Annotated in this window: 23 protein-coding genes and 1 other RNA gene; 11 read left to right on the top strand and 13 right to left on the bottom strand. The window is 63.9% G+C overall.

All coding sequences use genetic code 11. The features are described 5' to 3' along the window. Positions 1-61: 61 nt before the first annotated feature. Positions 62-697 carry a carbonic anhydrase gene (locus LZ519_RS01955; RefSeq protein ID WP_249867058.1) on the top strand — a complete coding sequence of 212 codons (636 nt, stop codon included), beginning with the start codon at positions 62-64 and terminating at the stop codon, positions 695-697. Between the two features lie 39 nt (positions 698-736). Here LZ519_RS01955 and LZ519_RS01950 read toward each other — a convergent pair whose 3' ends face one another. Beyond that, positions 737-1,108 (bottom strand): YMGG-like glycine zipper-containing protein, encoded by a 372-nt coding sequence (locus LZ519_RS01950; RefSeq protein ID WP_249867057.1) that lies wholly within the window; start codon positions 1,106-1,108, stop codon positions 737-739. Between the two features lie 110 nt (positions 1,109-1,218). Between LZ519_RS01950 and LZ519_RS01945 the strand changes: the two genes are divergently transcribed. The 3 genes from LZ519_RS01945 to LZ519_RS01935 all read left to right on the top strand — a co-directional run bounded on the left by LZ519_RS01945 (position 1,219) and on the right by LZ519_RS01935 (position 3,259). After that, positions 1,219-1,947, top strand: coding sequence for an NYN domain-containing protein (locus LZ519_RS01945; RefSeq protein ID WP_249867056.1), 729 nt, complete (start codon positions 1,219-1,221; stop codon positions 1,945-1,947). 130 nt (positions 1,948-2,077) lie between these two features. Further along, positions 2,078-2,641: a PAS domain-containing protein gene (locus tag LZ519_RS01940; RefSeq protein ID WP_249867055.1), complete on the top strand. Its 564-nt coding sequence runs from the start codon at positions 2,078-2,080 to the stop codon at positions 2,639-2,641. Positions 2,642-2,794: 153 nt separating this feature from the next. Beyond that, entirely contained in the window at positions 2,795-3,259 is a 465-nt protein-coding gene (locus LZ519_RS01935; protein WP_249867054.1) for a DoxX family protein, read from the top strand. Here LZ519_RS01935 and LZ519_RS01930 read toward each other — a convergent pair. The 5 genes from LZ519_RS01930 to LZ519_RS01910 form a co-directional block, all read right to left on the bottom strand. Beyond that, positions 3,248-3,541 (bottom strand): DUF1905 domain-containing protein, encoded by a 294-nt coding sequence (locus tag LZ519_RS01930; protein ID WP_249867053.1) that lies wholly within the window; start codon positions 3,539-3,541, stop codon positions 3,248-3,250. The genes LZ519_RS01935 and LZ519_RS01930 overlap by 12 nt on opposite strands. Further along, positions 3,541-5,211 carry an energy-dependent translational throttle protein EttA gene (gene ettA, locus LZ519_RS01925; RefSeq protein WP_249867052.1) on the bottom strand — a complete coding sequence of 557 codons (1,671 nt, stop codon included), beginning with the start codon at positions 5,209-5,211 and terminating at the stop codon, positions 3,541-3,543. The genes LZ519_RS01930 and ettA overlap by 1 nt, the downstream gene beginning before the upstream one ends. Before the next feature lie 68 nt (positions 5,212-5,279). Beyond that, positions 5,280-6,899, bottom strand: coding sequence for a long-chain fatty acid--CoA ligase (locus tag LZ519_RS01920; protein WP_249867051.1), 1,620 nt, complete (start codon positions 6,897-6,899; stop codon positions 5,280-5,282). 62 nt (positions 6,900-6,961) lie between these two features. Next, positions 6,962-7,285 carry a YbaB/EbfC family nucleoid-associated protein gene (locus LZ519_RS01915; RefSeq protein WP_249868834.1) on the bottom strand — a complete coding sequence of 108 codons (324 nt, stop codon included), beginning with the start codon at positions 7,283-7,285 and terminating at the stop codon, positions 6,962-6,964. Positions 7,286-7,296: 11 nt separating this feature from the next. After that, complete coding sequence (locus LZ519_RS01910; RefSeq protein WP_249868833.1) at positions 7,297-8,886, bottom strand: DNA polymerase III subunit gamma/tau; 1,590 nt, start codon at positions 8,884-8,886, stop codon at positions 7,297-7,299. Between the two features lie 114 nt (positions 8,887-9,000). Here LZ519_RS01910 and ffs point away from each other — a divergent pair. Then, an RNA gene (gene ffs / locus LZ519_RS01905) (signal recognition particle sRNA small type) lies at positions 9,001-9,098 on the top strand. Here ffs and LZ519_RS01900 read toward each other — a convergent pair. Genes LZ519_RS01900 through LZ519_RS01890 form a run of 3 tightly spaced genes read right to left on the bottom strand, consistent with a single transcriptional unit; the run spans position 9,095 to position 11,597 of the window. Continuing rightward, complete coding sequence (locus LZ519_RS01900; protein WP_249867050.1) at positions 9,095-9,430, bottom strand: 2Fe-2S iron-sulfur cluster-binding protein; 336 nt, start codon at positions 9,428-9,430, stop codon at positions 9,095-9,097. The genes ffs and LZ519_RS01900 overlap by 4 nt on opposite strands. Continuing rightward, positions 9,427-10,545: a cysteine desulfurase family protein gene (locus LZ519_RS01895; RefSeq protein ID WP_249867049.1), complete on the bottom strand. Its 1,119-nt coding sequence runs from the start codon at positions 10,543-10,545 to the stop codon at positions 9,427-9,429. Before LZ519_RS01895 ends, LZ519_RS01900 begins: the two co-directional genes overlap by 4 nt. Then, positions 10,542-11,597 carry a cysteine desulfurase family protein gene (locus LZ519_RS01890; RefSeq protein ID WP_348539371.1) on the bottom strand — a complete coding sequence of 352 codons (1,056 nt, stop codon included), beginning with the start codon at positions 11,595-11,597 and terminating at the stop codon, positions 10,542-10,544. Before LZ519_RS01890 ends, LZ519_RS01895 begins: the two co-directional genes overlap by 4 nt. 128 nt (positions 11,598-11,725) lie before the next feature. Here LZ519_RS01890 and LZ519_RS01885 point away from each other — a divergent pair, with 128 nt between their 5' ends. Further along, complete coding sequence (locus LZ519_RS01885; RefSeq protein ID WP_249867047.1) at positions 11,726-12,406, top strand: alpha/beta hydrolase; 681 nt, start codon at positions 11,726-11,728, stop codon at positions 12,404-12,406. Here the strand turns inward: LZ519_RS01885 and LZ519_RS01880 are convergent. Further along, complete coding sequence (locus tag LZ519_RS01880; protein WP_249867046.1) at positions 12,381-12,548, bottom strand: hypothetical protein; 168 nt, start codon at positions 12,546-12,548, stop codon at positions 12,381-12,383. The genes LZ519_RS01885 and LZ519_RS01880 overlap by 26 nt on opposite strands. A gap of 53 nt (positions 12,549-12,601) precedes the next feature. Between LZ519_RS01880 and LZ519_RS01875 the strand changes: the two genes are divergently transcribed. Beyond that, the gene (locus LZ519_RS01875) at positions 12,602-12,859 is read left to right on the top strand and encodes a hypothetical protein (RefSeq protein WP_249867045.1); all 258 of its coding nucleotides are present in this window, start codon (positions 12,602-12,604) and stop codon (positions 12,857-12,859) included. Here LZ519_RS01875 and LZ519_RS01870 read toward each other — a convergent pair. Further along, on the bottom strand, positions 12,856-13,746 hold the full coding sequence (locus tag LZ519_RS01870) for a threonine ammonia-lyase (RefSeq protein WP_283937353.1): 891 nt from the start codon (positions 13,744-13,746) through the stop codon (positions 12,856-12,858). The genes LZ519_RS01875 and LZ519_RS01870 overlap by 4 nt on opposite strands. A 251-nt stretch (positions 13,747-13,997) precedes the next feature. On the opposite strand from LZ519_RS01870, the gene LZ519_RS01865 reads away from it, so the two are divergent. The 4 genes from LZ519_RS01865 to LZ519_RS01850 all read left to right on the top strand — a co-directional run bounded on the left by LZ519_RS01865 (position 13,998) and on the right by LZ519_RS01850 (position 18,105). Beyond that, entirely contained in the window at positions 13,998-15,227 is a 1,230-nt protein-coding gene (locus LZ519_RS01865; protein WP_249867044.1) for a type III PLP-dependent enzyme, read from the top strand. Positions 15,228-15,361: 134 nt separating this feature from the next. After that, complete coding sequence (locus LZ519_RS01860; protein WP_249867043.1) at positions 15,362-16,420, top strand: 1,9-bis(guanidino)-5-aza-nonane synthase; 1,059 nt, start codon at positions 15,362-15,364, stop codon at positions 16,418-16,420. 61 nt (positions 16,421-16,481) lie between these two features. Next, the gene (locus LZ519_RS01855) at positions 16,482-16,925 is read left to right on the top strand and encodes an MAPEG family protein (RefSeq protein ID WP_249867042.1); all 444 of its coding nucleotides are present in this window, start codon (positions 16,482-16,484) and stop codon (positions 16,923-16,925) included. Further along, positions 16,918-18,105, top strand: a complete 1,188-nt coding sequence (locus LZ519_RS01850) for a glycosyltransferase family 87 protein (RefSeq protein WP_249867041.1) — start codon at positions 16,918-16,920, stop codon at positions 18,103-18,105. Before LZ519_RS01855 ends, LZ519_RS01850 begins: the two co-directional genes overlap by 8 nt. On the opposite strand, the gene LZ519_RS01845 is transcribed toward LZ519_RS01850, so the two are convergent. Next, the gene (locus LZ519_RS01845; protein WP_249867040.1) at positions 18,054-19,223 is read right to left on the bottom strand and encodes a class I SAM-dependent RNA methyltransferase; all 1,170 of its coding nucleotides are present in this window, start codon (positions 19,221-19,223) and stop codon (positions 18,054-18,056) included. The two genes, LZ519_RS01850 and LZ519_RS01845, sit on opposite strands and share 52 nt — an antisense overlap. Further along, the gene (locus tag LZ519_RS01840) at positions 19,220-20,578 is read right to left on the bottom strand and encodes an NAD(P)H-hydrate dehydratase (RefSeq protein ID WP_249867039.1); all 1,359 of its coding nucleotides are present in this window, start codon (positions 20,576-20,578) and stop codon (positions 19,220-19,222) included. The genes LZ519_RS01845 and LZ519_RS01840 overlap by 4 nt, the downstream gene beginning before the upstream one ends. Positions 20,579-20,584 lie beyond the last annotated feature (6 nt).

The raw sequence follows: 20,584 nt of genomic DNA, 5'->3' as shown, positions 1-20,584 counted from the left end.
GCCAGATAGCGATGCGGGCTTCCGCTTGCCAGCCCTGCACTGCCTGTTTAGCGCGGCTCCCATGCCCCGTTTCACTCGACTGATCGAAGGTTATCGCCGATTTCGCGAACGCGAATGGCCGCGCGAGCGCGAGCGCTGGTCCGAGCTCGCCGAGGGCCAGAGCCCGAAGGTCATGGTCATCGCCTGCGCCGACAGCCGCACGGACCCCGCACAGATTTTCGACACGAAGCCGGGCGAGATCTTCGTCGTTCGAAACATCGCGGCGCTTGCGCCTCCGTACGAGACTACCGCCGGCTACCACGGCGTGTCCTCCGCGCTCGAGTTCGGCGTCACGCAGCTCGAGGTGGAGGAGATTCTGGTGCTAGGCCACGGCTCATGCGGCGGCTGCGCAGCCGCCCTGACGGGTCAGTTCGACGGCGCCGCCGCGGGCGAGGGCCGTTTTATCGCGAACTGGGTATCGATGCTTCACGGCGCCCGCGACCAGGTCCGCGAGCACCATCACGAACTCGACGCCGATGCCGTTCTGGAAATGGAGTGGGAGGCGGTGAAGCTCAGCCTCGCGAACCTTAGGACGTTTCCCTGGATCGCGGAACGCGAGCGCGCCGGGCGGCTCAAGCTGCACGGCGCTCATTTCTCTATCGCCGAGGGCCGATTGTACGTGCTCGACGAGGTGAAAGGGACCTTCCACCCCGCCTAGCAGCGTTCGTCGGACGACTAACTTAAGTCCCTGAAAGGACTAGCAGCGCACGTTATAGTTGTAATGCGGCTGACCGTACTGGTCGACGTAATAGCAATAGCCGCGGGTATCGCGATAATATTGCCGGCCGTTCACGACGGCTCCAAGGACGCCGCCCAGGATTGCGCCGGCAATGGCGCCTTCGCCAGTGCTGACGCCCGGGATAACCGCGCCGGCAATTGCTCCGCCGGCTGCGCCTACGGCCGCGCCGGTCGCGGCGTTGCCGAGGGTGCTATTGTTGTAAGGCTGCTGGTAGCCATAAGGGCTGTTGTAGCCATAGCCGTAAGGGTCGTTGTAACCGTACGGGCTGGTTGCGCAGCCGGTCAGGCCAATCGCGCCAATGACAGCGGCTGTAAGTGCAAGGCGTTTCATTTTCTCGTCCTCCAAACTGCCCCCCATCCCATGGGTTGTTCAGTGCGTGAGAGGGCGTTTCGTTCCCGAATTAATAGGCTAAGACGCGCCGATACGAAGGGAAACAGCCGATGAGTAACGGCAATAAAGGCGCGCGAGACCCGAATGTCGCGCTACTGATCGATGCGGACAATGCGTCGCCTGAGCATCTGGACGAGGTCCTGCTGGTTCTCGGCGAACTCGGGACCATCAATATCCGCCGCGCCTACGGCAATTGGGCTAAGGCGAGCCTCAAGGGCTGGGGCGACCTTTCAGGCCTCCACTCGATCGTTCCGATGCAGCAGTTCGACGTCGTGAAGGGCAAGAGCGCAACCGACATGCGGATGACGATCGACGCGATGGACCTACTGTATCGCGGAAACGTCGACGGATTTGGGATCATGTCGTCGGACAGCGACTTCCTTCCGCTCGCCCAGCGCATCCGCGAGGACGGACTGCCAGTCTATGGATTCGGAACGGCCAAGACTCCGCTCAGCTTCCGCCAGGCGTGCACGCGCTTCTTCGACATCGCCGCTTTGGTCGCAGACCAGCATGTGGAGGGGCAGACCGAGAAGCAGGTCGAGGAACGCCCGGTCGACGAAGCACTGCTCGAGCTTCTCGGTCATGCCTACAAGGCTTCCGAGCGCGACGAGGACGGCTACACCACGCTCTCCGAACTCGGCCAGCGGGCCAAGGCGGTTTCGAGCTTCGCGACACGCAACTACGGCTACACGCGGCTGTCGGACCTCCTCCGCGCAATGCCCAATTTCGATGTGAAGACGGGTCCGGACGACCGGCTGCTCGTCAAGCGTCTGCGCTAGCGGAACCCAACTGTTGCCTTGCAGACACAAGGCCGCCGCGAACGCGTTTCCCCACACCTAAGCGTGGAACAGAAACGCGCCGCGCCTGTTCTTCCCGCTAACCTGAATTAGCCAAAGATTGCCAAATCTAATGCTCGCCGCGCCGCAGCCACAGGAAATTCTAGACACCGCCTTGGAGGCCCTACGTAACAGCGAGGATTGGAAATCCGTCCTCGATGATCTGCCCGTTCCCGTTTACACGACCGATGCGGATGGATCTGTCACCTATTGGAACCAGGCCTGCGTCGACTTCGCGGGCCGCGAGCCGCAGCTTGGCACCGACCGCTGGTGCGTCACCTGGCAGCTCTACACGCTGGATGGAGAATTCCTGCCGCACGCAGAGTGCCCGATGGCCGAAGCCGTGAAGACGCGAACCGAGGTTCGCGGGAAGGTTGCGATTGCGATGCGTCCTGACGGAAGCCGTCGCGCCTTTTGCCCCTACCCCACTCCCTTTTTCGACGAAGCCGGCAATTTCGGCGGCGCCGTAAACCTGCTCATCGATGTCAGCCACAAGCAGGCGCAGGAGCTGTCGGCGCAGGCAGCGCGATGCAAGCGGCTCGCCCGGGCGACGACGGATTCCCAGGCATCGTCCATCCTTGCCAGCATGGCGCGTGAATATGCCGCCACGGCCGCGACGCTGGACTGCGCCGACTAACGCACCAAGGCCACATTTTCGAGCTTGAGCGGCGGGCGTCGCTCGGGGCTTCTCGCCGCTCATCCTGCAAGCTATGAAAGGCGGCCGTTCGCCGCAGTGCGGGTGCGGCCTGTACGCGTGATCTTCAGCTGAAGGCCATTGGGGGGTGCGGTTATGTACGAAGTCGGTCCGGACGAATTCAGTGAGCGTTGGGCACCTTATGCGGTCGGAATCCTCCGCATCGTGACGGCGCTTCTCTTCTTCGAACATGGCACTGCGAAACTGCTTGGTTTTCCCGCCACCGACATGGCGCATCCCGCAATGTGGTCCCTCCCATGGATTGCAGGCGTGTTCGAGCTCATCGGCGGCTTCCTGCTCCTGATCGGCCTTTGGACCCGCTGGGTCGCGCTTCTTCTCTGCGGCGAAATGGCGGTCGCTTATTGGTATGCGCACGCGCCCCACAGCCCATTCCCGATGGTCAACATGGGCGAAGCAGCGATCCTCTACTGCTTCATCTTCCTGACGCTGTTCGTGGTTGGCGCCGGGGAATGGAGCCTCGACAAGATCCTTCACCGCCGCAGCTCGCCGATCGAAGGCTATGCGGCGCCGGGCGGCGAACGCGGCCTCTCAGACGAGTAGGTCGAGCCTGACGGTGACCTCGTCGCCGGCGCTAATGCCGGCGTCTCGACGCACCTTGGCCTTGATAGGCAGGATGTAGCCTCCGCCGTTCAGCGGAAACACGGACGTGCGCCAGACGACGTCGTCGATCGCTGCCTCGACTCGCACCGAGCCGAAGCCGCGCGGAGATGAATAAGCCTGCGCCTTGATGGCGTCCGACTGCTCGTCCGGGACCGTGACGAAATACCACCTCCCTGCTGCCTGTGCCTTCCAGATCCACAGCAGCGAGGTGAAGACGATCACTAGCGGGTGAGCTTCCGGTACGTCATCCGGTGGGGCCGGTCCGCCTCCGGGCCCATCCGCCGCTTCTTGTCTTCCTCATAGGCTTCGAAGTTGCCTTCGAACCATTCGACATGGCTGTCGCCTTCGAACGCCAGGATATGGGTCGCAAGCCGGTCAAGGAAGAAGCGGTCGTGGCTAATGATCACCGCACAGCCGGCGAAATTCTCCAGCGCGTCTTCGAGTGCACGAAGGGTTTCGACGTCCAGGTCGTTGGTCGGCTCGTCGAGGAGGAGGACGTTGCCGCCTTCCTTGAGCATCTTCGCAAGATGGACGCGGTTCCGTTCGCCGCCGGACAGCTGGCCGACCTTCTTCTGCTGGTCGGGACCGCGGAAGTTGAATGCTCCAACGTAGGCGCGCGTGTTCATCTCGTGCTTGCCGAGCTTGAAGATGTCGAGGCCGTCCGAGATTTCCTCCCAGACGTTCTTCTTCGGGTCCAGGGCGTCGCGGCTCTGGTCGACGTAGCCCAGGTGAACAGTCGGCCCGACTACGATCTCGCCGCAGTCGGGCGTCTCCTGCCCGGTGATGATCCGGAACAGCGTCGTCTTGCCGGCGCCGTTGGGGCCGATCACTCCAACGATTCCGCCGGGCGGGAGGTTGAACGACAGATTTTCGAACAACAGCCGATCGCCATAGGACTTGGTGAGGCCCTTCGCCTCGATCACGTTGCCGCCCAGCCGCTCCGGCATCTGGATGAGTATCTCGCCCTTCGCGGGAGCGCGATTTTCCTGCGCTTTCACAAGTTCGTCGAAAGCCCTGATACGCGCCTTGGACTTCGCCTGGCGGGCTTTCGGCGAGCGCCTGATCCACTCCAGCTCGTCGGCGATCGCTTTCTGTCGGCCGGCCTCCTCGCGCTCTTCCTGCTCGAGCCGCTTCGCCTTCTTTTCCAGGTAGGTCGAGTAGTTGCCCTGGTAGATGTAATAACGGCCGCGATCGAGCTCGAGGATCCAGTTCACCACATTGTCGAGGAAGTACCGGTCGTGCGTGACGAGGATGACGTTGCCTGGATAATCGACCAGGTGCTTTTCCAGCCACTGGACGCTTTCGGCATCGAGGTGGTTGGTCGGCTCGTCGAGAAGCAGGATGTCGGGTTTCTCGAGCAAAAGCCGGGTGAGAGCCACGCGGCGCTTCTCGCCACCTGACAGCTTGTCGACCGCGCTGTCGCCGGGAGGGCAGCGGAGCGCGTCCATCGCGATCTCAAGCTGGTTGTCGAGCGTCCAGCCGTCGACTGCGTCGATCTTCTCTTGAAGCTCGCCCATCTCCGCCATCAGTGCATCGAAATTGTCGCCGGGGTCTGCCATTTCCGCCGAAATCGCATTGAACCGCTCGAGCATGTCTGCGACCGGGCGAACGCCCTCCATCACATTTTCTTTGACCGTCTTCGAAGGGTCGAGCTGCGGCTCCTGCTCGAGATAGCCGACGGTGATGCCTTCCCCCGGCCAGGCTTCGCCGCTGAACTCCGTGTCGCGGCCGCCCATGATCTTCATCAAGGTCGACTTGCCGGACCCATTGGGCCCGACAATCCCGATCTTCGCGTCGGGATAGAATTGGAGATGAATGTTGTTGAGGATGGGCTTGTGGCCCGGAAAGGCCTTGGTCAGGCCCTTCATCACAAAGCTGTATTGGGCGGCCATGGGGTCGCTTGCGTCCTTCGGAATGCTGGAAACGTGCCGCGCGACGTAGTGGAGCGAGCGCGATTTTTCTAGTCGCGGCCCACCATGGCGGCAGCATCGGCGAAGCGATAGTCGCGATATTGGTCGCGTAGGGTCTTCTTCGACAGCTTCCCCGTCGCGCTGTGCGGGAGTTCATCGACGAACTCGATCGCGTCGGGCTGCCACCAGCTGGGCACATGCTGCTTGAGGTGCGCCCTTATGTCCTCCTCGCCGACCCGGCTTCCATCGCCCCGAACCACCAGCAGGAGCGGTCGCTCGTCCCATTTGGGGTGACGAATGCCGATGGCGGCGGCCTCGGAAACTCCGGGGCAGCCGACCGCGGCATTTTCGAGCTCGATGGAGCTGATCCACTCGCCTCCGGACTTGATCACGTCTTTGGCGCGATCGGTGATCTGCATCGTTCCGTCCGTATGCATGACGGCAACGTCGCCGGTATCGAACCAGCCATCGGCATCGAGGGCATCCTGATCCTCCTTGAAGTAACGCTTCACGATCCACGGGCCGCGGCATTGCAGCCGGCCGGAGGAGATGCCGTCGCGCGGCAGTTCGCGGCCCTCATCGTCGACGACACGCAGTTCGACCCCGAAGGGCGCCCTGCCCTGCTTCGCGATCATGTCGAGCTGCTCGTCGCTACTAAGGTCGTTCCAATTCGTGGGTTTCGAGCAGCAAGTGCCGATCGGGGAGGTTTCGGTCATCCCCCAAGCGTGGCCGATGTCGATACCGCGCTTCCTGAACCAGTCGATCATGGCCCGCGGCGCCGCCGAGCCTCCGATCGTCACTCGCTGAAGTGTGCCGAGGTCCTCGCCGGTCCGTTCGACATGCTCGATCATCGTCAGCCAGACCGTAGGCACGCCCGCGGAATGAGTGACGCTCTCCTCGCGCATCAGCTTGCACATCCGCTCCGGTCTGTAGTCCGCCGAGAGCACAAGCTTGGCGCCGGTCGCAGGAACCGACCAGGGAATGCCCCAGGCATTGGCATGAAACATCGGAACGATTGGAAGCACGACCGCGCGTCTCGACAAGTCGAACACGTCGGGGGTGACGGACATCAAGGTGTGAAGGACAGTCGAGCGATGTTCGTAAAGAACACCCTTCGGATTGCCGGTTGTGCCTGACGTGTAGCAGAGTCCGCACGGATCCCGCTCGTCGCCTTCGACCCACGAGTAATCACCGTCTTCCGGCGCAATCCACTCAGCGAAGCCGGACTCACCCTCGAGTGTGTCGAAGCAGATGTAATGCTCGATGGTTCGCCAGCGCGGCTTCATCCGGTCGACGATGGGCTGGAACAACCGGTCGTAGAGGAGGACCCGGTCTTCGGCGTGGTTGGCGATATAGTCGAGCTGGTCGTCGAATAGCCGCGGATTGATGGTGTGGAGCACTCCGCCCATTCCGCACGCTCCGTACCAGGCGGTGAGGTGGCGCGAATGGTTCATGGCCAAAGTGGCGATCCGGTCGCCCGGCTTCATTCCAAGGCGCTCTAGGGCCTGCGCCATCTGCCGGCCTTGATGGGCAACCTCTCGCCAGTTGGTTCGGCTCATCGATCCGTCCGCCCAGGCGGAAACGATCTCCTGGTCCGGATGCTCGCGCTCGGCATGGTCGACCAGCCGCATCACGCGCAGCGGCCAGTCCTGCATGGCGCCCAAGCTCATCCTGCCGCTCCCCGGCTTTCCGAGCGGGCATCATGAAGCAATTGGGACGGCAGGCAAGCCGTTTAGAAGGGAAGCTTGAACCCGGGTGGAAGCGGGATTCCGCTGGTCATTTTCTGAAGTTCGGGTGCCGCCGCGGCGTCAGCCTTCGTCTTCGCATCGTTGAGGGCGGCGGCCACCAGGTCTTCGAGCATGGATTTCTCGGACGGCTGGAGAAGGCTGTCGTCGATACTCACGCTGACGATCCGGCCCTTCGCCGAGGCGACGACCTTGACGAGGCCGCCTCCTGCCGCGCCCTCAACCTCGATCTTGTCGAGATTTTCCTGCGCCTTCTGCATCTCGGCCTGGACGCTTTCGGCCATCTTCATGATTTCATCGAGGTTCGGCATCTCAGGCATGGTCATTCACCCTTGGTGAGAGAATAGGATTCGAGCTCGGCGTCGGGAAAGGCTGTGAAAGCTGCCTGCACAGCCGGATCCTGCAGGACTTCGGCGCGCACTTTTTCCTCCGCCATCTTCTCCTGCTCCAGAAGCGAGGGCTGAGCGCCCTCGTCGGCAATGGAAACGGTCCAGGTCGTCCGTGTGATCCCCTTGAGCGCGATCGCGAGGTCGCGCGACCAGTCGGCGCCAAGGGGTCGGAGCGGTTTGACGACCAACTCCGGGGGCTCGAAGCGGACAAGTCCCACCTGGTCGTGGAGCTGGACGGCCATCTGGTGCTTTCCGTCGGATTCCAGCGCCTGAACTAGAGCGGGGAAATCGGCCGGAAGCTGGGTCGCGGGTGCAGTCGTCGATCTCGGCGCAGCGGATGCAGACGGAGCGGCGGCAGGCGATGCCGATCCTCCGCTCAGCTGCCTGAGGAGCGTGGCAGGATCAGGGAGTTCTGCCGCGTGGATCAGACGCAGGACGGCCATGGTCGCCGCCTCGTGCGGATCCGGAGCGATGTTAACGTCGCTGAGGCCCTTGAGCAGCATCTGCCACAGGCGGTGGATCTGGCCCCACGAGAGCTTTGCCGCGAGATTGTCGGCGAATTCGCGCTGCTCGCTGGAGAGCAGAGCTTCGGCTTGGGCGCCGGCCTTGGCCCTGGTCGCGGAGTGGAGCGCCTCCATCAGCCCTCGAACAAGCGATGCCGGGTCCATGCCCAAATCGTGGGCTTCGTCCATCGCGGCAAGCGCCTTGGTGGCTTCACCTTGAAGGATGAGCTCCAGAAGATCGCGGATTCGGCCACGGTCGGCGAGACCAAGCATGTCGCGCACCTGCTCCGCAGTGACCGTGCCGCCACCGTGGGCGATCGCCTGATCGAGGATCGACAGGCCGTCGCGGGCGGATCCTTCGGCGGCACGAGCGATCATCGCCAGCGCATCCTGCTCGACCTCCACACCCTCCGTCTGGGCGACGGAGCCGAAATGGGCGACCAGCTCTTCCGGGTCGATCCGCCGAAGGTCGAAACGCTGGGTCCGCGACAGCACGGTTACCGGCACCTTGCCGACCTCCGTGGTCGCGAACAGGAACTTCACATGTTCAGGTGGTTCCTCAAGAGTCTTGAGTAACGCATTGAATGCGCTCTTAGAAAGCATGTGAACTTCGTCGATGATGTAGATTTTGTAGCGAGCCGAAACCGACGCGTAGCGCACGGCGTCAATGATCTCGCGGATGTCGTCCACACCGGTGTGCGAGGCAGCGTCCATCTCGACCACATCGATGTGGCGCCCTTCCGCGATCGCGCGGCAATGCTCGCATTCGCCGCAAGGATGGATGGTTGGGTGGCCCTGCCCGTCCGGCCCGATGCAGTTGAGCGCCTTGGCGATCAGCCGCGCCGTCGAGGTTTTGCCCACTCCGCGCACGCCGGTGAGCAGGAAGGCATGGGCAATCCGGCCGCGTTCGATGGCGTTCGCCAGCGTCCGTACCATGGCGTCCTGCCCGATCAGCTGCTCGAACGTCTGCGGGCGGTACTTGCGGGCAAGCACCCGATAGGGCGAAGCCGCGGGCGCCACTTCGGGCAGGTCCATTCCAAGCGATGGCGATTCGTCGGTCATTGCCGCTGTTGTAGGCATCGCTTCACGTCTTTGCGAGCGGTTGCCACGCCGCGAAACTGTCCCCATATGGCCCCCGGGAGCCGGGCGGACGGGGCTGTCGCCAACCTGGTCAGGTCCGGAAGGAAGCAGCCACAACGATTTCGTCCCGGGTCGTTCCGGTTCCCACCTACCCCCTAAGCCAGTTGCGCGCACTCGGCGGTATCCGCACCGTGAGGCTTTCCATCTCCGCAGTCAGGAATATCTGGCAGGCCAGCCGCGACGTCCGAGTCGCGTGCGCGGCGAAGTCCAGCATGTCCTCTTCCTCGTCGCTGGCCGCCGGCAATTTTTCGAAGTCGGCTTTGTCGACGATCACGTGGCAGGTCGAGCAGGCCATCACCCCCTCGCAGGCGCCCTCCAGCGGCTGCTTGGCGGCCCAGGCAACGTCGAGCAGCCGCCGGCCGGGCTTCGCCTCGACCTCTTTGTCGAGAGTCCCGTCGGCCTTGTAGAAACGCACCAGTGTCACGCGGCAAAACGCTCCTGGGCTTCTGCCGCCTCATTGATGTGGCTGATGGCGCCCACGAGCTCCTCTTCCGTCGTGTAGCGTCCAAAGCCGAGACGAACTGACGAGCGAGCTTCGCCGTCATTCAGGCCAATCGCCCGAAGCACGTGGCTTGGCCGGCCGGACCCGCTTGCACAGGCGCTACCGAGCGAGAAGGCGATATCGCGCAAATCGGAGATTAGTCGTGCTGCATCAATGTTTTCGCGACGAATATTGAGATTTCCTCGATAGCGCTGCTCAACCCCTCCGTTGATGATCCACCCGGCGCCAAAAGCATCCAACGCGGCTGTCCAAAGCTTCTCCACGTGAGCATGGTCCTCGTCGAAGCGCTCCGCCGCAAGCCTCGCCGCAGCGCCGAAGCCTACGCACAGCGCCGGCGAAAGCGTTCCCGAACGCAGCCCGCGCTCCTGTCCTCCACCATGGATTAGAGGCGCCGGCTCCGCGCCCTTGTTCATCCACAGGGCGCCTATCCCCTTGGGCCCATGGATCTTGTGCGCCGAGACCGCGACGAGGTCAGGCCCTTCGGGGATTTGCACCCGGCCCAGCCCCTGGACCGCATCGCACAGCATCAGTGATCCTGCTTGGTGCGCAAGGTCCGCAATCTCGCCGATCGGCTGGATTACCCCGATCTCGTTGTTCACGAGCATCACGGCCACCAGCGCGACACTGTCGTCGAGTGCCGATTTCAGGTCACCCAAGCGCACAAGACCGTCGCTTCCTACCGAAAGGCGGGTGATCGGCACCCCGCGGCCCTCAAGCCACTCACAGCTGTCGAGGACCGCTGCGTGCTCCGTCTGGACGGTGATGACGCGGTTCCGCCCTGAAGGCGCCTTTTCGACCGTCCCCTTTATCGCCCAGTTGATCGCTTCCGTCGCGCTGCCCGTGAAGGCGAGCGAGCCTCCGCCAAGGCCAATCGCGTCGCTGACCTGGTCGCGAGCCACTTCAACAGCGGCCGCAGCCTCTCGCCCCGCACGATAAGGCGAATGAGGATTGGCGAAATTCTGCTCGATCCACGGCTGCATCGCCGCTGCCACTTCAGGCGCGACGGGCGTCGTTGCCTGATAATCGAGGTAGATCATGCCGCCTTGGTGACCGCCCGCTCAGCTATCCGGCGCCATTCGTCTAAAAAGGCGTCGATCTCTGCCTCGTTCGTCTCCGGCCCGAAACTGATCCGCAGGAATCCGCCGGCGATTTCGTCCGGGAGGTTCATCGCGGCAAGCACATGGCTCGCCTTCGCCTTGCCCGAGGAACAGGCGCTGCCCGCGGACACCGCGATCCCGGCGAGGTCCATCTGCACGAGGAGGGAGGCGCTGCTTCCTCCCGGAAGCGCGATTGCGCCGATCGTGGGCACTCGAGGCGCATCCTCGGCGATAACGACGCCGCCGGACGCCTTCACCCCCGCTTCGAGCTGTTTCCGAAGGCTGGTGAGGCGATCCATGTCATATGGCCTGGCTTCCACCGCAGCGGCGAAGGCCATGGCCCCGGGCACATCCTGAGTTCCGCGGCGATAGCCCTTCTCCTGACCGCCTCCGCAGGCGCGCAGAGTCGCGATATCCCGAACCAGAAGCGCTCCGACGCCCGGCGGACCGCCGAGCTTGTGGGCGCAGATCGCGATGAAATCGGCATCGGGCAGTGCGAGCTTGGATGCGCCCTGCGCGCAATCGGACAGCAGCAGGCTCCCGGCCTCGCGAATCCGCGGAGCTAGGCGCTCGAGCGGCTGGATCACCCCGGTTTCATTGTTGACCTGCTGTATCGCGACGAGTGCCGGGCCTCTGGCAAGCACCTCATCGAGCGAGCATTCGTCGATCAGGCCATTCGAATCGACCGGAAGGACCGTCGAACCTGCGCCCATCGCATAGCCGACGATCGCATGCTCGGTCGCTCCATGCGCGCGACCGCTGGGAACGGCGCAGCGCGCGGCAAGCTCAACACTCTCGCTGGCTCCGGAAGTGAAGATGACGTCATGGCGCCAGCCGAGCGCCTCGCGAATCGTCTCGCGCGCCTTCTCGAGCAGCGATCTTGACCGCCGCCCCTCCGCGTGCGGGCTGTTCGGATTCGCCCATTCGTCGACCCCGAGCGCAAAGGCTTCGCGAGCGGCAGGGATGACGGGCGTGGTGGAAGCGTGATCCAAGTAAATTCGTTGAGTCATTTTGCGCGGATATCTGCCGATTGCCAGTTGAACTCCCCTCCCTATATAGAACCCGCCGCCGAGGCGCACCCGTCGGCACGAAAACCATCCGTTAGGCGAACCCGCAACCCATGCCCGAAGTCATCTTTCCAGGTCCCGAGGGTCGCCTCGAAGGCCGTTTCCATCCCGGCCCTCGTCCCCGTGCGCCGGTCGCGCTGATCCTGCACTCACACCCGCAGGCCGGCGGGACGATGAACAACAAGATCGTCCAGCTGCTCTACCAAACCTTCGTCAGACGCGGCTTTGCTACCCTTCGCTTCAATTTCCGCGGCGTCGGCAAGAGCCAGGGCACGTTCGACAACGGCATCGGCGAGCTTTCGGACGCAGCGAGCGCGCTCGACTGGGTCCAGCAAATCCATCCCGAGGCCGAGACCACGTGGGTTGCGGGCGTGAGCTTCGGCGCCTGGATCGGGATGCAGCTGTTGATGCGCCGCCCGGAAATCCGTGGATTCATCTCGATCGCGCCGCCCGCGAACATGTACGATTTCAGCTTCCTCGCGCCCTGCCCTTCGTCCGGGATCATCATCCAGGGCGAAGACGATGAGGTCGTAACTCCAAGCGCAGTCCAGAAGCTGGTCGACAAGCTTCGCACCCAAAAGCACATCACGATCACTCACGATGTGATCCCCGGCGCCAACCATTTCTTCGCCAACGAGCTCGACCTGCTGATGAAGAGCGTAGACGACTATCTCGACATGCGGCTGGCGACCGACCCCAAGCGGCCAGCTATAACGACCAAATCAGGACGTTAGCGAGCAGGATAGCGGCGGCGCCGAGCATCAGCGCTCCCTTTGCGCGGTCGGACTTGCCGATGATGATCCTGAAGCCGCCAAAGCCGAGCAGGAAGGCCGAGATCACGGCCAGCGCCAAGGCTGCGGAGGTTAGCGTTTCCACTCCAGTCGGTCCCCTTCACCAACACTTAACGGATATCGTTCATTGTCGCGAAGGTGAACGTCAAAGAACAGCAAGCGCGGCTCGAAGAGGCCTTCGAGCGCATTGAGGAAACCATCCTCCCCTGCATCTCGATGATGCTGGAGACGCTCCTCGACGCGTCCGCCAATGCCGCCGACACCGATCCCAAGGCGCTTGCTGCAGAATTGCAGATCCTCGCCGCGGAGCTCGAAGAGCTGACCCAGGCCGTCGAGCGGTCGAGCCCGGTCCATCTGACGCCGGGCGAATATAAGACGAACACCGCGGCGGCTTAGACCCCGTCGACTATCCGGGCATGAAGGTCCGGGTCGATATTCCCTCCCGAAACCACCGCAACCGTCCCGTCCACCGGCTGGACCTTCCCCGCAAGCAGTGCAGCGAGAGCGGCAGCTCCGCCCGGCTCGACGACCATTTGATGCTCGCGCCATGCGAAGCGGACCGCTTCCTTCACCTCCTCGTCCGTGACGGAGAAGGCGGCGGCATTGCGGTCGCGCAAAATTTCAAAGGTTATCGGCGAAACTCGCGGAGTCTGGAGCGCATCGCACAAGGTAGGCGGCGCGTTCGGCGCCACAGGCACGATTTCGCCGCCTTCCAGCGAGCGTTTCATGTCGTCCCAGCCTTCGGGCTCGACGATCGCAATGTCGGCGTCGGGACAGGCCAGGGCGATTCCCGAGGCGAGCCCGCCTCCGCCGCAGGGAACGATGATCAGGCGCGGGGGCTCGGGCATCTGGTCGAGGATTTCCAGCCCCACCGTGCCTTGGCCGGCGACGATTGCGACATCGTCAAAGCTGGGGACCACGACCGCGCCGCGCTCCTGCGCCAGCTTCTCCGCAATCTCCTCGCGGCTCTCGGTCAGTCGGTCATAGAAGATGATCTCGGCTTCGTGGCTGCGGGTGGCGTCCACCTTCACCTTCGGAGCGTCGGCCGGCATGACGATGACCGCAGGAACGCCGAGGCGCTTCGCTGCGATGGCGACGCCCTGGGCGTGATTGCCCGACGAAAAGGCGACCACGCCCCGCTGCTTTTCCTCGTCCGACAGCTGCAGCAGCCGGTTGGTCGCGCCCCTCAGCTTGAAGGCACGGCCGGTCTGAAGGGATTCGCACTTCAGCCAGACCTTCGTCGTTCCGACCTTGGTTTCAATGAGCGGAGTGCGCTCGACCAGGCCGGCGATGCGCTTCGCTGCGGAGGTGACATCCTCGGCTGTTACCGAAGCTGGATTTGCTAAGCGGTTGATATTTCACCCTTTCGATATTCCGTTGCAGATCAGCGACATATGACGGCCAATTGTCGGCTTCCCGCCCAAAAAATCTTTACATGGGCGACCCCCATACATATATCGCGCGTCCGCTGCCCCATGGGACTTCCAACCGCAAGGCAGCTCTTTTGGAACGTACCTGTTGGAGGTCCCTTGAGTTGCACAAGCATCATCGCCCGCTGGGGCTAGCTACTTCCCAGAGCGGCGCCCGGGGGGGTGTCGAAATCGCAAAGCTTCGTCCGGTCCAGCCGGTCACGTTGCTGCGTCCTCACGCCGCGCGGCGAGCCGCCCGATTCTTCGTCGAGAAGTTTCCGGGCCGGTCGCTCTATGCCGTGAAGGCCAATCCATCGCCGGATCTCCTGCAGATTCTGTGGGACGGCGGGATCACCCATTACGACGTGGCGTCGATCGGCGAGGTCCGCCTGGTCTCCGAAGTTCTGCCCGGCGCCGTGCAGTGCTTCATGCACCCGGTGAAGGCCGAGGAGGTCATCGCCGAGGCCTATTTCGAGCACGATGTCCGCACATTCTCCCTCGACACGATGGAGGAGCTCGAGAAGATCGTCCGCGCGACGTCGAAGGACGGCGTCGTGGCCTCCGATCTCAACCTGCTCGTGAGAATTCGGGTCGACAACCAGCACGCCAAGCTCAGCCTTGGGGCGAAGTTCGGCGCGTCGGAGGCGGACATCAAGCCGCTGCTGATTGCCGCCCGCCAGGCAGCGGACGCGCTCGGCATCTGCTTTCACGTCGGTAGCCAGGCGATGAGCCCTGCCGCTTATGCCGAGGCCCTTGCGCGGGTTCGCGACGCGATCGTTCTCGCCGCGGTCACCGTCGACATCGTCGATGTGGGCGGAGGATTTCCCTCGGTCTACCCGGGCATGGAGCCGCCGGAGCTCGAAACCTATTTCTCGGTCATCCACGCCGGCTTCGAGGCCCTTCCCGTCAGCTACTCGTCGGAACTGTGGTGCGAGCCGGGCCGAGCGCTCTGTGCCGAATATGCGAGCCTCGTGGTCCGCGTCGAAAAGCGCCGCGGCGACGAGCTGTATATCAACGACGGCGCCTACGGCACGTTGTTCGACGCTGCGCATATCGGCTGGCGCTATCCTGTGCGGCTGCTCCGAGAGGCGGAGTCGCTCGTCCGGTCGGCGGACTTCAGCTTCTACGGGCCGACCTGCGACGACCTCGACCGGATGGCTGGGCCGTTCGCCCTGCCGGGCGACGTCGGTGCCGGCGATTACCTCGAGATCGGAATGCTCGGAGCCTACGGCTGCGCGATGCGCACCGGCTTCAACGGCTTCGGATCGGTGGCGAGTGAAATCGTCGAGGACGAGCCGATGGCGAGCCTGTACGGAACAAGCGCACCGGCGCGGACCAACGTGGTCACGCTCTAGAATTTCCTCCCCTTCTGCTCCGGCAGGAGGGAGGTCCGCCGCAAGGCGGTTGATGGGGTGAGGCTGTCCCCCACATTGAACGACATGCCTTTCGTCGCAGCGATGCCTATGTGGGCCGCGCAATGGAGCATGAGATGAACCAGGATTCCAAGGTCAACGACACTCGCAAGGCGGAGCTGCTGTCTTCGCCCGTCGAACATATCGACATCACCAAGTTCGACGCTCGCCCGATCGTCGACGCGATGGGGAAGATGAGCTTCACCAGCCGCGATCTGTCGCGAGCGACGAAAATCTACAACACCATGCTCGAGGACCAGTCCTGCTCGATCATCCTGGTGGTCGCGGGCTCGACCTCGGCCGGCGGCTGCATGGACCTCTATGCCGAGATGGTGAAGTCGAACATGGTCGACGCCATCGTCGCCACCGGAGCGACCATCGTCGACATGGATTTCTTCGAAGCGCTTGGCCACAAGCACTACCAAGCCAATGAAATCCCTGACGACGATACTCTGCGCTCGCTCTACATCGATCGCATCTACGATACGTACATCGACGAAGAGAAATTGCAGGATTGCGACTTCACGATCGGCAAGATCGCCGACAGCCTGGAGCCGCGTCCGTACTCGAGCCGGGCCTTCATCCGCGAGATGGGCAAGTGGTTGAGCGAGGGCAACGCCAAGAAGGAAGGAAGTCTCGTCCAGCTCGCCTATGAGCATGATGTCCCGATCTTCTGCCCCGCCTTCACCGACAGCTCAGCCGGCTTCGGGCTGGTGAAGCACCAGGTCGACGCGATGAAGCGAGGCGGTCACTACATGACTCTCGACAGCATCGCCGACTTCCGCGAGCTCACCGACATCAAGATCAAGGCCGGCACCACTGGCCTCCTGATGATCGGCGGCGGCGTTCCCAAGAACTTCACCCAGGACACGGTCGTCTGCGCCGAAATCCTCGGTCACGAGGACGTCGAAGTGCATAAATATGCGGTCCAGATCACCGTCGCGGACGTGCGCGACGGCGCCTGCTCGTCGTCGACGCTCCAGGAAGCGGCGAGCTGGGGCAAGGTGTCGACGGCTATGGAACAGATGGTCTTCGCCGAAGCCACCAGCGTCCTTCCGCTGCTGGCGTCCGACGCCTGGCACCGCGGCGCCTGGCGCAACCGCGAGAAGCGCAGTTTCGCGAAACTGTTCGACTAATCGATTGCACCGAGCAACCAACTGAAGCACCCTCCTCCTGAGCTCAGGGGGAGGGTTTTTCATGCACGACTATAGTCCGATTCTGATCCCGGTAGTGGCTCTGGTCGCCTGGTCGCTGGTTATGATGGTGTGGATGGCGATCGCTCGCCGCAGGGCGTTCGCCCAGTTGGGTATTAGCTGGAGCACGATCCCCCGAGGTTCACGAGGAGTGAACCTCGAAGGCAAGGCACCGCCCGAAGCCCAGTGGCCCTCGCACAATTATAATCACCTCATGGAACAGCCGACGCTCTTCTACGCGATCGCGCTAACGCTCGCGCTGATGGGGATGGGCGGCGGAATCAACTATTGGCTGGCGTGGGGCTATGTTGGCTTTCGGGTCGCGCACAGCATCGTCCAGTCGACCGTGAACATCGTCCAGATCCGCTTTCCCTTGTTCGCGCTCGCAAGCCTGTGCCTCCTCGGCCTCACCGTCCACGCTGGCGCTCGAATCCTCCACGGTGCCTGAAACCCGCCGCGACGATAGCGGCGAAACGCTGAAGCTCCTGGCGCACGTGGCGCCGCTATTTGCGCTCAGCTACGCCGTGCTGTGGTTCGCCAACCTCGACCTCTCACATGCAATTCCGCGCGACGGGACGACCCTGGTGGTCGGGCGCGACTTCCTCAATTTCTGGATGGCGGCACGCGCCTCCTGGGCTGCCGACCCTCAGCGCTTCTATGACCTTGCGACCTATCAGGCGGAGGTCGCGAGAATGGTCGGGCCCGGCTACCTCGGCCAGGTCTGGTCCTACCCGCCGAGCATCATGCTCGTCGCCGCGCCATTCGCCGGGCTGCCGTATCTGCCGGCTCTCGCGCTGTGGACCGTGCTCGGTCCGCTAGTCCTGTTCCTTTCCGTCCGCACGTGGATCGCGGATCGCCAGCTGCAGATCGCGCTCCTCCTCTCCCCGGCGGCGGTTTTCTGCGTCATCTCCGGCCAGTTCGCCTTCCTTGCGACCGCGGTCATCCTCAACGTCCTGCGCCTTCGGCAGAGCCGTCCGTGGCTGGCCGGCGCACTTCTCGGCCTGCTGACGCTGAAGCCGCAGCTCGGGCTGTTCTTCCCCGTCATGCTGATCGCCGCGCGCGACTGGCGGGTAATCGGCGGCGCGATTGCATCGGCTGCGGGGATCGTGGTGGCGACGGCGATGCTGTGGGGTGTCGAGCCGTGGCTCGCCTACTGGACCCTTGGGATGCCGACTCAATCGCGAGTGCTGAGCGATCCGCAGGTTCTCGGCGGTCCGTTCATGCCGACGGTGTTCATGAACCTGCGAAGCGCCGGAGTAGCGACCTCAGTCGCGGGCTGGGCGCAAGCCGCAGCCGCGCTCGTCGCCGTGGCGATGATCGCCTGGCGCTTCCGCAGCCGTCCCTCAGCCGCCGATTGGTCGGCAAATGCGCTGTTCCTGGCGGCGGGTGTGTTCGGCACGCCCTATCTCATGTCCTACGACACGCTACCGCTAACGGCGGCCGCCCTGCTGGCGCTGCCCACGGGTCGGACCGGCCGGCTGCTGGTGCTCGCAACCTATTTCCTGACTCTTCTGCAGCTCGTCTGTGGTGGCCTGCACCTGCCGGGGCCCGCACTGATTCCGCTGGCGTTGGCGCTCTATCTCGCGAAGCAGGCGGCAAGCTCAACGTGGGTCGACCAGCGGAACTGACCGACCGGCTTCACCCACTCGAGCCGATAACCGCCGTCGGCGAGCCGCCGCGCGTCGCGCGCGAACGTCGCCGGGTTGCAGCTGACATAGGCGATCCGCGGCACCGCTGACGCAGCAAGCTGATCGACCTGCTGTTCAGCTCCTGCGCGCGGCGGATCCAGGACAACAGCACCGAAGCCGCTGAGTTCGCTTGAATCGAGTGGACGTCGATAGAGGTCACGGTGATCGACTTGCATGGTCGGGGCCGCCCGCTTCAGTGCAGCCGCCGAATCGCGCGCGGCCTCGGCGGCGTAGGCCGCTCCGGTCGCCAGCGCGAAGGTGCCGAGGCCGGCGAACAGGTCGGCGATCGCCTTCGAACCGGCGGCGCATTCGCGAACGCACTCGACCAGCGTCTCCTGGCCATCGGCTGTCGCCTGGAGAAACGCCCCGTGCGGAAAGGTGACCTGCGCTCCGGATAGGCTCACGGTGGCGGGAACCGGCTCATACATCGTCTCCGGGCCATTGCCGCTGTCGATGGAAAGGCGTGCCAGCCCGTACGTCCCAGCGAAATCGGTCAGCGCCTGAAGCGCGGGCAGGTCCGCTGCGCTCACATTGCGCAGCAGCACGTCAGCGCCGCCGTCGATCAAGGTAAGCTGTGCCTCAGCGACCTGCTTGGGTTTGAGCAGCTGTGTGAAGAGCCCGCGAACCGGAGCCACGAGCGCAAACAGCTCGGGCCTCAGGATATGGCATTCCTGCATATCGACGATCCGGTGCGACTTCTCGGCGTTGAAGCCGACCACCGCGCCCCTGCCCAGCTTAAGCGCCTTCAGGGTCGCGCGCCGACGCGATCGGGGCGGAGATAGATGCGGGGGGCGGATCTCGGTCTCCAGCCCGTGCTGGGCAAGAGCAAGCTCGATCCGCGAGGAGAGGTAGCCGATGTACGCCTCGTCGTCGGCATGCTGGAGCTGGCAACCGCCGCATTCGGGAAAATGACGGCACGGCGGCGCCTGGTGGTGCGGGCCGAACGCCAGTGCTCCGTCATCGAGCACGGCGTCGCCCGGAACGACGAACGGCACATGGCGTCCGGTGGCGGTCACTCCGTCGCCGCGGGCCGCGATCCGGACGATAAGCTCGTTCACCGAAGGTCGAGTGCGGCCGGAATTGCGGCGGCTAGGTCGTCCGCAATCATGTGCGGCCCCGCAATCTCCGCAGCCCGCCCGTGAAGCCAGACGGCGGCGCAGGCCGCTTCGAAGGCTTCCAGGCCGCGCGCACGCAAGGCGGCGATCATTCCGGCGAGAACGTCGCCGGTTCCTGCACTTGCGAGCCATGCGGGCGCCGGGGGAGCGAAGCCGATCCGTCCGTCTGGGGAAGCAACGACGGTGTCCGGACCCTTGTAAACCACCACAGCGCCCGAGCGGCACGCGGCTTCGAGTGCCTGCTCCGCCTTGTTTCCGGGAAGCTTGCCGAACAGCCGGACGAACTCGCCCGAGTGAGGCGTCAGGATCGCGTCCTGCCCCCGCAGCCGTTCCGCATCTCCCACCTGTCCGATCGCGTCTGCATCGATCACCTTCGGAGCCCTTGCAGTCAGCGCCAGCGTCAGCAGCTGCGGTATCTCGCCCATTCCCGGACCAACGAGGATGCAGCCGATCCGCGGGTCGTCGAGGATAGCCGTGTCCGTCTGGACGATCGCCGACGGAAGCCCGTCGATCGCTCGCGATGTGCTGACCCGGACGTAGCCGGCCCCCGAGCGTGCCGCTGCAACCGTCGAAAGGGCGATCGCCCCGGGCATCTTGCCGGCGAGCGCATGAACGAGGCCGCGCGAATATTTGTGGCCGGCGGGATCCAACGGCGGGAGGTCGGGGCGACCGATCTCGCGCCACGCCGTATCGATCGCGAGACCGATGTCGGCCAGCACCACCCGCCCGCATTTGTTCATCGCCGGCATTAGCCGGTGGGCGGGCTTGAGCGCGCCAAAGGTCACCGTCAGGCCAAAGCCTGGAACGTCGTTCAGAAGCTCGCCGCTGTCGCTTTCGGCACCGCTTGGAAGATCGCAGGCAATGCACACAGAGGCATCGGTGCTGAGCCGCAGAAGCTGTTCAACCAGATCCGGTTGAAGGGCTTTCTTCAGTCCTGTTCCGAACAGGCAATCGATCAGAATAGGCGCGCGACCTGTTTCCGCGCCCAACTGCTCGACCTCGCCGTTGAATTTCGAACGCGCCCACTTGGCGGCGTCGCTTTTGGGGTCGCCAAGCGCAGCCACGCGAACCCTGATTCCACGATCTGCCAAATGGCGTGCCGCGACATAGCCATCGCCGCCATTGTTGCCCGGCCCGCAGAGAATCAGCACGGGCAGCGGCGCACCGAAGCGAACCGTCGCTTCCGCCAGCGCGGCCCCGGCGCGTTCCATCAGCGTTTCGACTGGCATCCCCGCGTCGATTGCCGCCTGCTCGGCGGCCCGCATGCGTTCGGCAGTGAGGATCGGGCGCCCACTCATGAGCGG

Source organism: Sphingomonas anseongensis, assembly GCF_023516495.1.
GTDB lineage: Bacteria > Pseudomonadota > Alphaproteobacteria > Sphingomonadales > Sphingomonadaceae > Sphingomicrobium > Sphingomicrobium anseongensis.
This window is presented reverse-complemented; position numbering and strand designations above follow the sequence as displayed.

Excerpts from the sequence above, each read along its gene's own strand:
- LZ519_RS01940 (WP_249867055.1), top strand. The coding sequence starts at position 2,078 with ATGCTCGCCGCGCCGCAGCCACAGGAAATTCTAGACACCGCCTTGGAG.
- LZ519_RS01955 (WP_249867058.1), top strand. The coding sequence starts at position 62 with ATGCCCCGTTTCACTCGACTGATCGAAGGTTATCGCCGATTTCGCGAA.
- LZ519_RS01945 (WP_249867056.1), top strand. The coding sequence starts at position 1,219 with ATGAGTAACGGCAATAAAGGCGCGCGAGACCCGAATGTCGCGCTACTG.
- LZ519_RS01950 (WP_249867057.1), bottom strand. The coding sequence starts at position 1,108 with ATGAAACGCCTTGCACTTACAGCCGCTGTCATTGGCGCGATTGGCCTG.
- LZ519_RS01840 (WP_249867039.1), bottom strand. The coding sequence starts at position 20,578 with ATGAGTGGGCGCCCGATCCTCACTGCCGAACGCATGCGGGCCGCCGAG.
- LZ519_RS01920 (WP_249867051.1), bottom strand. The coding sequence starts at position 6,899 with ATGAGCTTGGGCGCCATGCAGGACTGGCCGCTGCGCGTGATGCGGCTG.
- LZ519_RS01885 (WP_249867047.1), top strand. The coding sequence starts at position 11,726 with ATGCCCGAAGTCATCTTTCCAGGTCCCGAGGGTCGCCTCGAAGGCCGT.
- LZ519_RS01935 (WP_249867054.1), top strand. The coding sequence starts at position 2,795 with ATGTACGAAGTCGGTCCGGACGAATTCAGTGAGCGTTGGGCACCTTAT.
- LZ519_RS01895 (WP_249867049.1), bottom strand. The coding sequence starts at position 10,545 with ATGATCTACCTCGATTATCAGGCAACGACGCCCGTCGCGCCTGAAGTG.
- ettA (WP_249867052.1), bottom strand. The coding sequence starts at position 5,211 with ATGGCCGCCCAATACAGCTTTGTGATGAAGGGCCTGACCAAGGCCTTT.
- LZ519_RS01855 (WP_249867042.1), top strand. The coding sequence starts at position 16,482 with ATGCACGACTATAGTCCGATTCTGATCCCGGTAGTGGCTCTGGTCGCC.
- LZ519_RS01915 (WP_249868834.1), bottom strand. The coding sequence starts at position 7,285 with ATGCCGAACCTCGATGAAATCATGAAGATGGCCGAAAGCGTCCAGGCC.
- LZ519_RS01860 (WP_249867043.1), top strand. The coding sequence starts at position 15,362 with ATGAACCAGGATTCCAAGGTCAACGACACTCGCAAGGCGGAGCTGCTG.